Source organism: Cedecea sp. P7760, assembly GCF_013386425.1.
Lineage (GTDB): Bacteria > Pseudomonadota > Gammaproteobacteria > Enterobacterales > Enterobacteriaceae > Cedecea > Cedecea selenatireducens.
In genome coordinates, this window is sequence record NZ_JACARU010000061.1 from 13,271 (window position 1) to 28,134 (window position 14,864).

Annotated in this window: 18 protein-coding genes and 3 tRNA genes; 10 read left to right on the top strand and 11 right to left on the bottom strand. The window is 54.2% G+C overall.

All coding sequences use genetic code 11. From position 1 onward, the window contains the following. Positions 1 to 72 precede the first annotated feature (72 nt). The 8 genes from HX778_RS19540 to HX778_RS19575 all read right to left on the bottom strand — a co-directional run bounded on the left by HX778_RS19540 (position 73) and on the right by HX778_RS19575 (position 6,482). Positions 73 to 849, bottom strand: a complete 777-nt coding sequence (locus HX778_RS19540; protein ID WP_176982819.1) for a TatD family hydrolase — start codon at positions 847 to 849, stop codon at positions 73 to 75. After that, a complete protein-coding gene (locus HX778_RS19545) occupies positions 846 to 1,919 on the bottom strand; it encodes a patatin family protein (protein WP_176982820.1) in 1,074 nt (357 codons plus the stop codon). The genes HX778_RS19540 and HX778_RS19545 overlap by 4 nt, the downstream gene beginning before the upstream one ends. 123 nt (positions 1,920 to 2,042) lie before the next feature. Then, positions 2,043 to 2,204 (bottom strand): DUF1328 domain-containing protein, encoded by a 162-nt coding sequence (locus HX778_RS19550; protein WP_032299797.1) that lies wholly within the window; start codon positions 2,202 to 2,204, stop codon positions 2,043 to 2,045. Positions 2,205 to 2,337: 133 nt separating this feature from the next. Continuing rightward, positions 2,338 to 2,949 (bottom strand): molecular chaperone OsmY, encoded by a 612-nt coding sequence (osmY, locus tag HX778_RS19555; RefSeq protein ID WP_176982821.1) that lies wholly within the window; start codon positions 2,947 to 2,949, stop codon positions 2,338 to 2,340. A gap of 315 nt (positions 2,950 to 3,264) precedes the next feature. After that, entirely contained in the window at positions 3,265 to 4,854 is a 1,590-nt protein-coding gene (gene prfC / locus HX778_RS19560; RefSeq protein WP_038475798.1) for a peptide chain release factor 3, read from the bottom strand. A gap of 100 nt (positions 4,855 to 4,954) precedes the next feature. After that, positions 4,955 to 5,632 carry a pyrimidine 5'-nucleotidase gene (gene yjjG, locus HX778_RS19565; RefSeq protein WP_038475801.1) on the bottom strand — a complete coding sequence of 226 codons (678 nt, stop codon included), beginning with the start codon at positions 5,630 to 5,632 and terminating at the stop codon, positions 4,955 to 4,957. Positions 5,633 to 5,650: 18 nt separating this feature from the next. Beyond that, on the bottom strand, positions 5,651 to 6,094 hold the full coding sequence (gene rimI / locus HX778_RS19570; protein ID WP_038475804.1) for a ribosomal protein S18-alanine N-acetyltransferase: 444 nt from the start codon (positions 6,092 to 6,094) through the stop codon (positions 5,651 to 5,653). Continuing rightward, the gene (locus HX778_RS19575) at positions 6,063 to 6,482 is read right to left on the bottom strand and encodes a DNA polymerase III subunit psi (RefSeq protein ID WP_176982822.1); all 420 of its coding nucleotides are present in this window, start codon (positions 6,480 to 6,482) and stop codon (positions 6,063 to 6,065) included. Before HX778_RS19575 ends, rimI begins: the two co-directional genes overlap by 32 nt. A 107-nt stretch (positions 6,483 to 6,589) precedes the next feature. On the opposite strand from HX778_RS19575, the gene rsmC reads away from it, so the two are divergent. From rsmC to HX778_RS19595, 4 genes are all read left to right on the top strand, one after another. Then, entirely contained in the window at positions 6,590 to 7,621 is a 1,032-nt protein-coding gene (gene rsmC / locus HX778_RS19580; protein ID WP_038475810.1) for a 16S rRNA (guanine(1207)-N(2))-methyltransferase RsmC, read from the top strand. 122 nt (positions 7,622 to 7,743) lie between these two features. Further along, a tRNA-Leu gene (locus tag HX778_RS19585) sits at positions 7,744 to 7,830 on the top strand. Positions 7,831 to 7,861: 31 nt separating this feature from the next. Further along, positions 7,862 to 7,948, top strand: a tRNA-Leu gene (locus HX778_RS19590). Between the two features lie 47 nt (positions 7,949 to 7,995). Then, a tRNA-Leu gene (locus HX778_RS19595) sits at positions 7,996 to 8,082 on the top strand. Positions 8,083 to 8,120: 38 nt separating this feature from the next. Here HX778_RS19595 and HX778_RS19600 read toward each other — a convergent pair. Then, positions 8,121 to 8,360 (bottom strand): DUF1435 domain-containing protein, encoded by a 240-nt coding sequence (locus HX778_RS19600; RefSeq protein ID WP_038475813.1) that lies wholly within the window; start codon positions 8,358 to 8,360, stop codon positions 8,121 to 8,123. Between the two features lie 268 nt (positions 8,361 to 8,628). Here HX778_RS19600 and HX778_RS19605 point away from each other — a divergent pair, with 268 nt between their 5' ends. The 3 genes from HX778_RS19605 (at position 8,629) to fhuF (ending at position 11,091) form a co-directional block, all read left to right on the top strand. Further along, complete coding sequence (locus tag HX778_RS19605) at positions 8,629 to 9,693, top strand: GGDEF domain-containing protein (RefSeq protein ID WP_038475816.1); 1,065 nt, start codon at positions 8,629 to 8,631, stop codon at positions 9,691 to 9,693. A 108-nt stretch (positions 9,694 to 9,801) separates the two neighbouring features. After that, on the top strand, positions 9,802 to 10,167 hold the full coding sequence (locus HX778_RS19610) for a hypothetical protein (RefSeq protein ID WP_176982823.1): 366 nt from the start codon (positions 9,802 to 9,804) through the stop codon (positions 10,165 to 10,167). Between the two features lie 132 nt (positions 10,168 to 10,299). Further along, on the top strand, positions 10,300 to 11,091 hold the full coding sequence (fhuF, locus tag HX778_RS19615; protein WP_176982824.1) for a siderophore-iron reductase FhuF: 792 nt from the start codon (positions 10,300 to 10,302) through the stop codon (positions 11,089 to 11,091). 44 nt (positions 11,092 to 11,135) lie between these two features. On the opposite strand, the gene HX778_RS19620 is transcribed toward fhuF, so the two are convergent. Both HX778_RS19620 and HX778_RS19625 read right to left on the bottom strand, forming a co-directional pair. Beyond that, the gene (locus tag HX778_RS19620) at positions 11,136 to 12,482 is read right to left on the bottom strand and encodes a PTS sugar transporter subunit IIC (protein ID WP_038475824.1); all 1,347 of its coding nucleotides are present in this window, start codon (positions 12,480 to 12,482) and stop codon (positions 11,136 to 11,138) included. A gap of 13 nt (positions 12,483 to 12,495) precedes the next feature. Then, positions 12,496 to 12,801: a PTS sugar transporter subunit IIB gene (locus HX778_RS19625; protein ID WP_038475827.1), complete on the bottom strand. Its 306-nt coding sequence runs from the start codon at positions 12,799 to 12,801 to the stop codon at positions 12,496 to 12,498. Between the two features lie 210 nt (positions 12,802 to 13,011). On the opposite strand from HX778_RS19625, the gene HX778_RS19630 reads away from it, so the two are divergent. From HX778_RS19630 to HX778_RS19640, 3 genes are all read left to right on the top strand, one after another. Next, a complete protein-coding gene (locus HX778_RS19630; protein WP_176982825.1) occupies positions 13,012 to 13,470 on the top strand; it encodes a YbaK/EbsC family protein in 459 nt (152 codons plus the stop codon). A 109-nt stretch (positions 13,471 to 13,579) separates the two neighbouring features. After that, positions 13,580 to 14,356, top strand: coding sequence for a threonine/serine exporter ThrE family protein (locus HX778_RS19635; RefSeq protein ID WP_038475833.1), 777 nt, complete (start codon positions 13,580 to 13,582; stop codon positions 14,354 to 14,356). Beyond that, positions 14,347 to 14,820 carry a threonine/serine exporter gene (locus tag HX778_RS19640; RefSeq protein ID WP_038475836.1) on the top strand — a complete coding sequence of 158 codons (474 nt, stop codon included), beginning with the start codon at positions 14,347 to 14,349 and terminating at the stop codon, positions 14,818 to 14,820. The genes HX778_RS19635 and HX778_RS19640 overlap by 10 nt, the downstream gene beginning before the upstream one ends. Positions 14,821 to 14,864 lie beyond the last annotated feature (44 nt).

The window sequence follows — 14,864 nt, forward strand, 5'->3', positions numbered from 1 at the left end:
TCACGTACAGGAGGAAATATATAGAAACATTTACACAGCAAGGTGACTAACATCACGCTTTCAGGCAGCTAATTAGAAAGCGAATAATTCGTCTGCGTTTTTTTTCAAGGCGTTAGCGATGATTTCAGGCGGCTCCGGTCGGAGTTCACACAAGGATTCGAAGACTTTTGCCACACGTTCGGGGCGGTTTGGCTGCCCCTGCCAGCCGTTAAGTGGCATATCAGGCGCGTCCGTTTCCAGCAGCAGCGATGAAAGCGGCAGGCGGGCCATCACATCCCGGGTTTTGCTGGCTCGCGGATAGGTGATAGTGCCGCCTACCCCGATGCGGTACCCCATCGCTATGAAGCGCTCAGCTTGCTGCAGACTACCGGCAAAACCGTGAACCACGCCGGTTCTCGGTAAATTGTGGCGTTTCAGGTGCAGCGCCAGCTTGTCATGGGTACGGCGAGAATGTAGCAGCACAGGGAGATCGTAGCGCTTCGCCAGCTTTAGCTGCTCGTCGAGGATAAATTCCTGTCTGTCGAACTGCGGATCCTCGCGATAAAGATCCAGCCCAATTTCGCCGATCGCGATCAGCTTCTCCGGTTTTTGCCGCAGACGATCCTCCAGCGCCGCCAGCCCGACTTCATCATGTTTTTCAATCACTATCGGATGCAGGCCGATAGCGGCATAAAGCGCCGGGTAGTTCTGCGCCAGCGCAAGTACGCGATCGAAACGCCCTGCTTCAACTGCGGGCACAATGATTTTACGAACCCCGGCCTCGGCGGCAAGCTCGAGGCTGTGGGCTTCATCACCGGTAAACGGGGGGAAATCAAAGTGGCAATGGGTGTCGTAGAACGTAAAACTCACGCAAGATCCTCATTATCAAACGCGGCATCATTTGCCTGCAGGCCTGAGCCAATCGGTTTGACCAGGGATTCGTTTGCCGCCGCCGCCGGAGGAATGACCAATGGCCCCGGCGTATTCACACGCGGCAAATGCCGCCTTAACGGTGGCTTCGCGACCAGCAGCTTGCCGATGGTTGCGAGGAAATAACGCCCGCACAGGCGGCCCGTTTGGTAATCTGCCGTCAGCGAGGACAGGCGGCTTCCGAGCGCGCTACTCAGCAGCGCCTTCGGCGGGTAAATCTCAAAAATTCGCAGCTTGCCGGGCGGTTTCTCAATAAAACTCTGGATATCACGATAGCTCTCTTCGTGATGCTGCACCAGATTCAAAAGCGGCTGCAGGCTGCTGTCACCGAGCCAGCGTTCCATGCGTTTGAACCACTGCGGCGTGTAGTACATCTGTGAAGGCACGGTGCGAATGACCACCAGCGTGTCAGCCCCGCGATTAGCGGCTTCCCGCACCGGCACCGCATCGCTTATGCCCCCGTCCTGATAGCTGACGCCGTCAATCTCGACGCCAGCGCGGTAGAAGCCCGGAATAGCGCTTGAGGCTTTCAGTAAATTTAGCCACGTATCCGCATTCGGTGAAAAGTAATTCGCCGCATAGTCATCGCTGCGGCAGGCGCACATAAAGAACTCTTTTCCTTGCTCAAAAAGCGGGTCCGCGCTGGACATCGAAAGCGGCAGCCTCGTGGAGGTGGACTCTATCAGCCAGTCGAGGTCGATCAGGTGCCCTCCACGCGCAAAGCGTAGCGGGTTAAAGAAATCCCTGGTCGTGGTAAAACGCGTAATCACGCGGCGCGCATACCCCGGCTGGTTACAGACATAGGCAGAAAGGTTCTGTGCACCGGCAGAGGTGCCAAAGAACAGATCAAAGGGGTTGAATTCCGCGCGCATAAATTCGTCCAGAACCCCGGCCGTAAAGATCCCGCGCTGCCCGCCCCCTTCACAAATCAGAGCGAGTTTTCCAGGACGAAAAGGTTTGATCGCCAGCGGCGCAATATTGCCGAGCGTAACGGGTATACGATGTCCCACCCTGCTTTCCTGAATTTCTGTTGTTGTGAGTTTCTACCCTATACCCATAGCGCGCTAAGTAAAACGGCGAAAGCCAGTCACGAGGACTGGCTTTTGTATCGGTATGTTACTTAATGAGCGTCGCTAAGGACGTTTGCGTCCCATAAACAGGCTGACCAGGAACAGAATGATACCGACTATAAAGACGATTTTTGCAGCACCTGCAGCGGTACCAGCCAGACCACCGAAGCCCAGGGCCGCAGCGATCAACGCAATAACCAGAAAAATAATGCCCCAACGAAACATAGACTCTCCTTAACCATAGTGAATCTTATCGCTTCTTCACGGGCGCCGGATGGCTAACCCGCAGGCGATAATGTGTAATGGTGGTACTTATCGTCTCCCGGGCTAACCGGGGAAGACGTTTCGGGTGCTGCCGTTACTTCACTTTCAGATCGTTTTTAACGCTTTTCACGCCTTCAACCGATTTGGCAATGCTTTCAGCCTTCTCGGACTGGGCGCTGGACTTCACTTCACCGGACAGCTGAACCACCCCATCGGTGGTTTCCACTTTTACGTGACGGGAAGGCACAATGCTGTCGGCCAGTAATTTCGCTTTGATCTCGCTGGTCGTTGCCGCATCACCGGCATAGCCTTTCACCGACTGCTCTTTAGCGTCACGGACATGAAGTTTGTCGCTAACCGAGGTCACACCTTCCACTTTTTTCGCCGTGGCAACGGCCTGCTCGGCCTGAGCCTGGCTCTCAACAAAACCGCTCAGGGTGACCACTTTGCTTTCGGTTTTCACCGAAATGTCGGTGCTTTTAATATTTTTGTCGTCTACAAGTGCTGCTTTAACTTTCGCTGTGATGCCGCTGTCGTCCATGAAATTACCGACTTTAGTCATAGAGCTATCGATTTTTTTCCCTGCGCTATCGGCGGTAGACTCCGTTTTATTGAGCATAGTGTCTTCGGCAAAGGCACTGGTGCTTGCCAGTACTGAGCCCAACACAACCGCCAGCAGAGTTTTTGAAATCTTAGTCGTAGTCATCGATTAATTCCTGTAGGTTTGCTCATCATTTGAGCTTTCTCGTTTCCCGTAAGCCGAAAAAAATCAGCTGTTAATATTGAGATGACCGGGGAAACGCTAACAAGACACCAGGAAATGATTAATTCCCGGAGCTTTCGTCCAATAAAATTGTCATCGCTTTGTTAAATATAGATCACAATCTTAAAACTGCATGGCGAACTGATGGAAAAAGCAGCGATAACGCAGGATTAGCGTGAAATTAAGAGGATTCCGCAAGGGATTCAAAAGACAGGGAAAGTGAAAAGAACGCGGCGAACGCCGCGTTCTGTCAGGCAATTAGTGCTCGCGGGTTTTACGGAAGGTAACGTCAGGATAACGTTCCTGAGTAATGTTCAGGTTCACCATCGTTGGCGCGATGTAGGTCAGGTTATCCCCGCCATCCAGCGCCAGCTGAATTTCGTTTTTACGTTTGAATTCTTCAAACTTCTTCACGTCATTCCCTTCAACCCAACGCGCCGTCGCCACGTTCACCGATTCGTAAATCGCTTCCACGTTATATTCGCTTTTCAGGCGAGCAACGACCACGTCGAACTGCAGAACCCCGACCGCACCAACGATAAGATCGTTGTTGGCAATAGGACGGAACACCTGCACCGCACCTTCTTCAGAAAGCTGAACCAGGCCTTTAAGCAGCTGCTTCTGCTTGAGCGGATCGCGCAGGCGAATGCGGCGGAACAGCTCTGGGGCGAAGTTCGGAATACCGGTGAACTTCATCATCTCACCCTGGGTGAAGGTGTCGCCTATCTGAATCGTGCCGTGGTTATGCAGGCCGATGATGTCGCCAGGGTAAGCCTCTTCCACGTGGGAACGGTCACCGGCCATAAAGGTCAGCGCGTCAGAAATAATGACGTCTTTACCAATACGTACCTGGCGCAGCTTCATGCCTTTTTCATATTTGCCGGAAACGACGCGCATAAAGGCCACGCGGTCACGGTGTTTCGGGTCCATGTTGGCCTGAATCTTAAAGACAAAGCCGGTGAACTTCTCGTCATCAGCTTCAACCAGACGCGTGTCGGTTTTACGCGGCATGGGCGCCGGAGCCCAGTCCACCAGGCCATCCAGCATATGGTCTACGCCGAAGTTACCCAGCGCAGTCCCGAAGAACACAGGCGTTATCTCACCGGCCAGGAACAGCTCGTGATCGAATTCGTTAGAAGCACCCAGCACCAGCTCCAGTTCGTCACGCAGCTGCAGAGCGAGATCTTCACCCACGGCAGCGTCGAGTTCCGGGTTATTCAACCCTTTCACGATGCGTACTTCCTGAATGGTGTGGCCTTTACCGGTTTGGTAGAGGTAGGTTTCATCTTTATAAAGATGATAAACCCCTTTGAACAGCTTGCCGCAGCCAATTGGCCAGGTGATTGGCGCACAGCCAATCTTCAGCTCGCGCTCAACCTCATCCAGCACTTCCATCGGGTCGCGGATGTCGCGGTCGAGCTTGTTCATAAAGGTGATGATCGGCGTATCGCGCAGGCGGGTCACTTCCATCAGCTTGCGGGTACGATCTTCTACACCTTTCGCGGCGTCGATAACCATCAGGCAGCAGTCAACGGCGGTCAGGGTACGGTAGGTATCTTCGGAGAAGTCCTCGTGCCCTGGGGTATCCAGCAGGTTAACCAGGCTGTCGCGGTACGGGAACTGCATCACCGAGGTGGTGATCGAGATCCCACGCTGTTTTTCCATCTCCATCCAGTCGGATTTAGCGTGCTGGCTTGAGCCACGGCCTTTTACCGTCCCGGCGGTCTGAATCGCCTGTCCGAACAGCAGAACCTTTTCGGTGATGGTCGTTTTACCGGCATCCGGGTGGGAGATAATGGCAAAAGTGCGGCGTTTCGCCACCTCTTGCAAATAAGGAGACAAAGTCATAATTACATCTTCTTTAAGTGCGCACGGCCTTGAGCCACGCGCCGAGTGAACGTTATTTGGCGGCTATTTTACCCATCATTGCGGGTTTAACAATCAACAATCATGGCTTACACAGCAGTTGCTCCAGTTCACTTAACGAGGTGACCTGCCAGGTCGGTTCTATCCCTTCCGGCGCGGTACGTCCGTGGGCGTTAAGCCAGCAGGTTGCTATCCCGGCGTTAATGCCGCCAAGAATGTCGGATTCCGCGGTGTCGCCCACCATTAATACGCGGTCACGCGAAGGCTGATTCATCTGCTCAAAGGTATAGTCGAAAATACGGCGATCGGGTTTTGCCACGCCCACCTGCTCGGAAATAACCAGCAGGTCGAAATAGTCTCGCAGGCCGGTACGCTCCAGGCGGATTTGCTGCAGCGCGGTGAAGCCGTTGGTGATAATGCCGAGTTTAGCCTTACCCTTCAGCGCATTAAGCAAAGAAACGGCCCCCGGCAGCGGGGAGCAAATTTCCGCCATCGCGGATAAAAAGGCGGTGTTAAGTTCAGCCGAAGGAACACTAAGCCGCTCGGCCCAGTCCTCAAAACGCCTGAGCTGAAGCTGAAGCGCGGTAATCGCGCCGTTCTGGTAATCCACCCACAGCGGCTTGTTCACCGCCTGGTATTCCTGGAAATCATCTGCGGTAAAGGTCACGCTATAGTCGAGAAACATCCGCTGTAAACCGCCAAACGCGTCAAAAGTAAACAGCGTTTCGTCCGCATCAAATAAAATCCAGTCCCAGTTCATCCACACACCTTTTCAATATTAACCGAGGGGAAGCGCCATCACGATTGCGTCTTCCCGACCTTCTTTTGCAGGATAATAGTTACGACGCACCGTCGCTTCGTTAAAGCCCAGACTTTCGTACAGCGTTCTTGCCGCAACGTTGGAGGCACGTACCTCCAGCCACAGCGTAAAGACATCCCGCTTCTCAAGCTCCTCGATAAGGTACTCAAGCAGCGCTTTTCCAAGCCCCTGCCGCTGGTATGCCGGATCGACCGCGATGTTAAACAACGTGGCTTCGTCGAGAATGACCTGCGTCACCGCAAAAGCGGCAAGCTTGCCGTCAACGTCCAGCCGTAAATTGAAGTAGCGTTCGCCCTGATTACTGGCAAACGTTTTTTCACTCCAGGGAAAAGCATGACTGCGTAGCTCGATGGCGTACGCCGCCGCTAAATCATTCGGCGTCAGGGAAGATATCGTGTTCATGTTCGCAAATTTGTTGCCACAGCGCCTGTCGCGCGTTGCCATTGTGATAAAGCTCATCCAGCACGGGGGAAGTCAGCTGCGCGCCGTCCAGCGTCAGCGGCTGCTCCACGCCCAGACGCCAGCTATTGCAGCGGCTGTCGGGCGGTATCATCGCAACGCGCTCTGGGGTCAGCTGCATCACTTGCTCAGGGCTTAACGCCATGCTGCGTAAAATGTCCTTCACCAGCGGATCGTTCAGCGCCGGCAGCGCCTCGGCGACCATCACCAAACGCACGCCAGCAGGCAAAGAAACCGCAATTTCACCCTGCAAAGCCGTCGGACGGCACAGCACCCACTGGGTAATACCCAGCTGCTGTAACTGCCAGTCGCGTCGGGAAGGGGAAGTCATAGCGAAACCTATCTGGAGCGTAATTAGGGCGGCAAATATAGCAAATTCATCGAATCCACGCCATTAAAGCTCTATAATCCACGCTCTGATTTTCCAGGAGCAATTTGATGAGTGCGTTTACCCCGGCGAGTGAAGTACTGCTGCGCCACAGCGATGATTTTACCGAGAGCCGTGTGTTGTTTGCCGGTGACATGCAAGACGACCTGCCGGCGCGTTTCGACACCGCCGCCAGCCGCGCCCACACCCAGCAATTCCACCACTGGCAGGTACTCAGCGCGCAGATGGGTGAGAACGCACAGTACGGCCTCGTGGCCGGTGCGGACATCGTTGCTGACAGCAATACGCTGATTTATTACTGGCCGAAGAACAAGCCAGAAGCCCAGTTCCAGCTGATGAACATTCTGTCGCTGATGCCGATTGGCACCGACGTTTTCGTCGTGGGCGAAAACCGTTCCGGCGTGCGCAGCGCCGAGCAGATGCTGGCTGACATTTGCCCGCTGACCAAAATCGACAGCGCTCGCCGCTGTGGCCTGTACCACGGCCGCCTTGAGCAGCAGCCAGCGTTTGATGAAAACGGCTGGTGGGACGAATATCCACATGACGAGATGACGGTGAAAACCCTGCCGGGTGTCTTCAGCCGTGACGGCCTGGATACCGGCAGCAAGCTGCTGCTTTCCACGCTGACGCCGCACACCAAAGGCAAAGTGCTGGACGTAGGTTGCGGCGCGGGCGTACTGGCCATCACCCTGGCCAGCCACTCGCCAAAAGTTCGCCTCACGCTGAGCGACGTCAGCGCGCCTGCAGTAGCTGCCAGCCGTGCAACCCTTGCGGCAAACGGCATTGAAGGCGAAGTCATCGCCAGTAACGTTTACTCGGAGATCAACGGTCGTTTCGACATGATTATCTCCAACCCGCCGTTCCACGACGGTATGCAAACCAGCCTTGATGCGGCTCACCAGCTTATTCGCGGTGCAGCACGCCATCTGAACATGGGCGGCGAGCTGCGCATCGTGGCGAACGCCTTCCTGGCCTACCCTAACGTGCTGGACGAAGTGTTTGGCAGCCATGAAGTTATTGCCCAAACCGGCCGCTTCAAGGTCTACCGTGCCGTTCTGACCCGCGCGGGTAAAAAACGCTAAACACGCTTCGTGTGCCGCTTTTTGCATCAGTCAGAAAAGCGGCACCAAATTAAGTGTTGACGAAGCTCAGAAAACATCTAGAATGCGCCTCCGTGGTTGTGATACTTCGGTATGACAGGTATGCGAAGGTGGCGGAATTGGTAGACGCGCTAGCTTCAGGTGTTAGTGTTCTTACGGACGTGAGGGTTCAAGTCCCTCTCTTCGCACCAACACAACCACGAAAGATATCGTTCGCACTGCGCGAAGGTGGCGGAATTGGTAGACGCGCTAGCTTCAGGTGTTAGTGTTCTTACGGACGTGAGGGTTCAAGTCCCTCTCTTCGCACCAATGCGAAGGCGATATCAAAACTCTTCAGGTGCAAACCTGAAAACTGTGCGAAGGTGGCGGAATTGGTAGACGCGCTAGCTTCAGGTGTTAGTGTCCTTACGGACGTGAGGGTTCAAGTCCCTCTCTTCGCACCACTTCTTACGAAGTGACCCTCTTTTTTATCCCCTATTGTTTATCTCATCGTTCCCAAATTCATCACAATCAGCAGCAATCCGCTGGCAAATGCTACGCATGATGGCAGTAAAACAAAGTGCCGTAACGTCTTGTGATATAGCATCAGCGCCGTTGCCAACAGCCCGACGACCACCAGCACTCGCCACTGGCTGAAAGACAGATCCATACAGGCAAGCAGCGCGACGGCAAGGCCCGCCACCATTACACTCCAGCCACCTTCGAGTCGTCGTTGCAGCATCTTCGCGCCTCAATCATGATAATGATAACCAATATCATATGATAAAATTTCTCAATTGTCAGCGTGAAAACGTGCGAGAGCTATCGCTGAAATAGCCAGGGTTGACGCGTCATTTAATGACAGATTTTCAGTAAGGTGATAGATTGACCGCCGGCTTTAGTTTGCCTCATAAAAATTCCAATAGTTGCCAGAAAAGCAAATAACCCGCTTTTCATTGATACGACACACACACAACACCTGACGCACTTACCCAAGACATAACCGTTCTATGACAGCCCAAACCTGGCGAGCCTTACTCAAAGCAAAGCACCAGCTTTCTTTACGTTTATTTTTGCTGCTCAACGCCCTGGCAGCCGCTTTTGCTATGCTCTTCCCGATCCATTCGGCCATGCGCGTAACGCTGCCCGCTATCACCATTCTGCTCGCCAGCCTGGCGCTGTTGGCCTGGCAGGTTATCAATAAAAAGCGATTGATTAACCTGAATATTGTCTCGTTATCTCTCGGATTATTATGGGCGCTGCACATTTTTATTAAGCACGAGGCTATCGGCTATCTGGATACTTCATTTCTGGTTATCAGCCTGATGTCGGTGCTCTTTATTGGCGCCATTTCGTTTATTAATAATATCGTGGCCTTCCTGCTACAAAGCCTGCCCGTCGCGCTGGTGGTGCTTTGGCTGGGGGATGTCGATCAGTGGTTACGGGTGCTCTACTCTATTGCGCTGCCCGCCATCGGCATCACCATTCAGCATATTATTCAAAAGCGTAACGAGCGTTTTACCCAGCGGCTGATGAATAAGCTTCTCGAAGAGAAAGAGACGCTGAACGACCTCAGCATGCTCGATCCTTTAACCGGACTGTATAACCGCCGTGGCTTTCAAAACCGCCTCGAACATATTCAGGCCTCCGGCAGCGGCAGCCATTACGTTTTGCTGCTGGATATCGACTACTTCAAGTCCTACAACGATCACTACGGCCATGCGATGGGCGATCAGGCGCTGATCCGCGTGTCGGCCGCCATCCGCGATGCCGTGCGTTCAAGAGATATCGTCACGCGCTACGGCGGCGAAGAGTTCATGGTGATGCTCACCAACATCGACGGCGAGCGCGCACTGCAGTCAGCCGAAAGGATCCGCCAGCGCGTTTTCGATCTGGAGATTCCCCATATGTTTAATAACCAGGTCGCGACCAACGTCACCGTCAGTATCGGCCTGGCGCCCTTTACCGGAGGCAGCATTGATGACGCTCTGAGCCAGGCGGACAAGGCGCTGTATCAGGCAAAAAATCGCGGACGAAACAGCATTCTGACCAACGAAATGGCCACCGCAGGTTAGCCTTTTCCTCAGAAATAATGTGGTTGCGTACCGGCAGCATATTGTTCATATTTCAGACAATAAAAACATGCCGCTTACGGCAATACTTTGTATCTCTGAGGAATAATAATGGCTAACGTTTTTCCTGCGCTCGTCGTACTTCCCGTACTTCTTCTCACCGCCTGTGCCAACAATAACGCCGGCAGACTGCAGGTCAAAGGCCAGCCGCTGACCAGCGATCCAGCCTATGTTTTGCAGCACCTTATCCCGATGCTGCCTATCACCAGCGGCTGCCGGGACAAACCAGAATCCGTCTCCGTAGCCCTGGTCAGTAAATCGGATGATATCCGCACTAATGCCGCCGGAACGGCGCTGATTTCAGGTTCAGCGAAAGAAGCCTGGAAGTTTGACGCCTGCGGCCGCACAATCCCAATGTACGTGACCTACGCATTCTTCCCTGACGGCAAAACGGCTTACAAATTCGCCTCAAAATAGCCTGCCGATAAGCCGCGCCAGATCGCAAAAGCCGCCTTCAATTTGCGATGGCGGCGAAATCATCTTGCCAGAGGAAGCACGCATAGTTAGGATTGCTAATCATTATCATTTAGATTACTTCTTGACGAGAGTATGGCGCTTCAATCCCTTCAGCTCAGCGACGACAGCGGGTGTTTTGTGCTCCCCTGGTCTCCGGCGGCGCGTCCGCTGGCCGATTCTCTGCGGGAACATTTCGCCACCCACCGGCCTTACTTCAACGACATCATCAAATTAAACGAGCCCGTGCCTGCCTCAGCGATGACGCTAAGCGAGTGGCGAAAACCTGCCGTGCTGACTTCACTGATGGCGGCCTACGGCGACCATATTTATCGTAACCAGCCTCAACTTTCCCGCGAGCACAAGCCGCTGAAGTCCCTGTGGGCGCAGTGGTACATTGGCCTGCTGGTGCCGCCGATGATGATGGCCTTGCTGACCCAACCTAAAGCGCTGAACATTGCTCCCCAACACATCCGCGTTGAGTTCCATGAAACGGGGCGAGCCAAATGCTTCTGGATTAACGTGGAAGAAGACAGCCAGGCAAACGAGCTACCGCTACGCCTGCGCCTGGAGCAGTTCATTACCCACGGCCTGATACCCGTTGTAGCGGCGTTGGAAGCCAGCGAAGACATCAACGCCCGGCTTATCTGGAGCAACACCGGCTACCTGGTGAACTGGTTCTTCGGCGAGCTGAAACCGCTGCTGGATGAGCAGAGCCTGGCAGCGCTGGTGAATGCCTGTTTCTTTGAAAAGCAGCTCTCATGCGGCAGGGAAAACCCGCTTTACCGCACCGTGATCCCACGTGATGGCGTTTTGGTTCGCCGCACCTGCTGCCAGCGCTACAAGCTGCCCGACGTCCAACGCTGCGGCGACTGTACTCTGAAATAGCAAACGGCGGGTTTCCCCGCCGTTCGTTCTCTCTATCTAAGCTATTAAGCCAGCTGTTGGTTTCCTTCCTCGCTCGCTCTTTGCGCCTCTTCTTTCTCCTGCTCCAGCAGCTGCTTCTCGTACACTTTGAAGAACGGGAAGTAGATAATCGACGAGACGCAGGCCAGCAGAATCACCAGAATCGCCGCACGGAAGTCCCAGCCCAGCGCCCAGGCAGCGCCAATTGGCGCAGGTGCCGTCCACGGCACAACGGAAATTACGCGGCCAATCAGATCCAGCTTCATCGCGCCCCAGGCCAGCACGGCGTTAACCATTGGCGCCAGCAGGAACGGAATGAAGAACACCGGGTTCATCACAATCGGTGTCCCGAAGATAACCGGCTCGTTAATGTTAAAGCAGGTTGGCACGATGCTAAGCCGGCCAATAGAACGCAGGTGAGCAGATTTACTGCGCAGATAGCAGACAACCAGGCCCATCGTCGCCCCGGAACCACCGACCACGATAAAGAAGGTCCAGAACGCTTCCATAAAGATATGCGGCAGCGGTGCACCGGCGGCCAGTGCGCCCTGGTTCAGGCCCAGGTTAGTCAGCCAGAACATCTGCAGCATCCCGGAGACAATCGCCGCCCCGTGGATTCCCGCGAACCACAGCAGGTGGGCAATCAGCACCGCCAGCAGAATCGCAGGCAGGGAATCCGCAGCCGACACCAGCGGTTTAAACAGCGCCATAATGGCCTGAGGGATCAGCATATCGAACTGGGACTGGATAAACAGGCTCAGCGGATACAGCGTCAGCACAACCACCAGCACCGGGATCAGCAGGTCAAAAGAGTTTTTGATCATCGGCGGCACCTGGTCCGGCAGCTTAATGCCGATGTTGTGTGCCTTCAGGAAACGCATCATCTCTACGCAGTAAATCGCCACCAGAATCGCGGTGAAGATCCCGGTACCGCCGAGGCTATCCACCGGCAGCGTCCCTTTGGTTTTCGGGGCTGCAACCACCAGGAAAGCCATCAGCGACAGCATCGCGCACATGAAGGGATCCAGCCCGTGCGATTTGACGTAATGTTTGCCCAGGTTGTAGGCAATCGCCGCACAAATGTAGATAGACATAATGCCCATCGTCATATCAAACGGCGTCAGGATTTGCCCCTCGAACTGCTTCGCCAAATCGAGCCAGGCGCGAGCAAAACCCCAGGTTGTGGTGGGCGAAAACGGCGGATAAGCAAAGACCAGCAGGAACGATCCGACAATCATGAACGGCATCGCGGAAATAAAGCCGTCGCGAATGGCCATGACGTGACGCTGTGAGGAAATACGCCCGGCAACAGGGCTGACGTAGTTTTCAACAAAGCGGAAAATTAAATTAAATGCAGCGTGGTTGGAAGACATATTGGCTCTCCTGTCAGGCTATCAACGCGAGTGCGTCGGCGAGAATTCTGTCGCCGCGCATCATTCCGTAATCCATAGAGTTAATGACCGTGACCGGGATCCGTTTGGGAGCGGCCTGAGCCTTAAAATCTTCCAGACGGTATTTGATCTGCGGACCGAGTAAACAGCAATCAAATTCAGGCAAAGCATCCGTGAACTCTTCGATACCCACCGCCTTAATCTCAACCTCAATCTGTTGATCCTGGGCGGCCTGTTTCATCCTGTTCACGACCATACTGGTAGACATACCAGCGGCACAGCATAAAAGGATACGTTTCATAGACGACTCTTATTATTAGGTACAGGGGTGGTTACGGGATTCAGTATTCCTCGCGGAATTTATTACTGCAACCGGTTACTGCAACCGGTTTCATTGATTGTGAAGGAGATCCAGAAATTTCTGACAAGGCGGGTATGAGATAAGTATAAGCGGTTTACAGAAAGCACAAGCTTATGCGAAATTATTTGCCACCTGGATCAGGAGAAAATCATGAGTTTGCAGTCCGTGCGGCAATTCTTCGCCGATCATGCCCCAGATATAGATATCATCGAGCTAAGCCAAAGCACCGCTACCGTCGCGCTTGCCGCTGCGGCCCACAATGTGGCCCCCGGGCAAATAGCCAAAACGCTCTCATTAAAAGTCAAAAACGACATTATTCTGATCGTCGCGAAAGGCGATGCTCGTCTTGATAATAAGAAACTTAAAGAAGCTTTTGGCGCTAAAGCGCGCATGCTCAGCAGCGATGAAGTAGTGAACTGGACCGGGCATCCGGTCGGCGGCGTTTGCCCGTTTGGGCTGGAAAACCCGCTGGCGGTATTCTGCGACATTTCGCTGCGCCAGTACGATGAAGTATTGCCCGCCGCAGGCGCTATCCACAGCGCCGTCCGCATCTCCCCTGAACGTATGGCCGAATTAACTCAGGCTAAATGGGTGGACGTCTGCCTGTAATTGCGGCTTAAGTGACTCAAAGCTTGATCTGACGCGACTAATGAAGCGATGCGCTCATGTTAAATGGATAAACGTTAAGCGCATTTCATTCTCTTTCGTCAGGATAAGCATGCAGCCAGATGTTGTTCCCCAACGGGACGTCACTCGTTTATGTATTCAGTGTGCGCTCTTTTTGCTGCAGCACGGGGCAGAAAGCGCGCTGGTAGAAGAGCTTTCAACCCGCCTCGGCAAAGCGCTGGGCATGGACAGCGTGGAAAGCTCAATCTCCGCTAACGCCATTGTGCTCAGCACCATCAAAGACAACCAATGCCTGACGACCACGCGTAAAAATGTCGATCGCGGGATCAATATGCATGTTGTGACCGAAGTGCAGCACATCGTGATCCTCGCCGAACACAAACTGCTCGATGCAGGGGACGTTCATAAGCGCTTCGAACACATCAAACCGCTGCGCTACCCGCGCTGGATGGTGATGCTGATGGTCGGTCTTTCCTGCGGCTGCTTCTGCAAACTGAATAACGGCGGCTGGGACGGCGCGCTGGTCACCTTTATTGCCAGCTCGCTGGCGATGTATGTACGCCAGCTGCTCACGCATCGCCAGCTTCACCCACAGATAAACTTCTGCATCACCGCGTTTGTCGCCACCAGCGTCTCCGGGCTGCTGATCGCCAAGGGCCCGTTTGCCGCTACCTCCAACATTGCGATGGCCGCAAGCGTACTGCTGCTGGTTCCCGGTTTCCCGCTGATTAACGCCGTAGCCGATATGTTCAAAGGCCACGTCAACACCGGCCTGGCCCGCTGGGCGATGGCCAGCCTGCTCACGCTTGCCACCTGCATCGGCGTGGTGATGGCGATGTCGGTATGGGGGCTGCGAGGATGGGCATAATCGAATTTATTCTGGCTTTGCTTCAGGATATGGCGCTGTCCGCCGTGCCGGCGGCAGGTTTTGCGCTGGTGTTTAACGTACCCCAGCGCGCCCTGCCCTACTGCGCCCTGCTCGGCGGCATCGGCCACGGTTCGCGTATGGCGATGATGAGCGCAGGCCTGAACATCGAATGGAGCACTTTTCTGGCTTCGATTCTGGTCGGCATCATTGGTATTCAGTGGTCACGCTGGTATCTTGCTCATCCAAAAGTTTTCACCGTTGCGGCCGTTATTCCCATGTTCCCAGGGATCTACGCCTACACCGCCATGATCTCGGCGGTAAAATTGACGCACTTCGGCTACAGCGATCCGCTGATGATCCAGCTGGTGACTAATTTTCTGAAGGCTTCGTTTATCGTAGGCGCGCTGTCGATTGGCCTCTCGCTGCCGGGGCTTTGGCTGTATCGCAAAAAACCTCGGGTCTGATGATGAGCGGGCAGAGAAGCCGCCGCAAAATAAAATTTGCTATT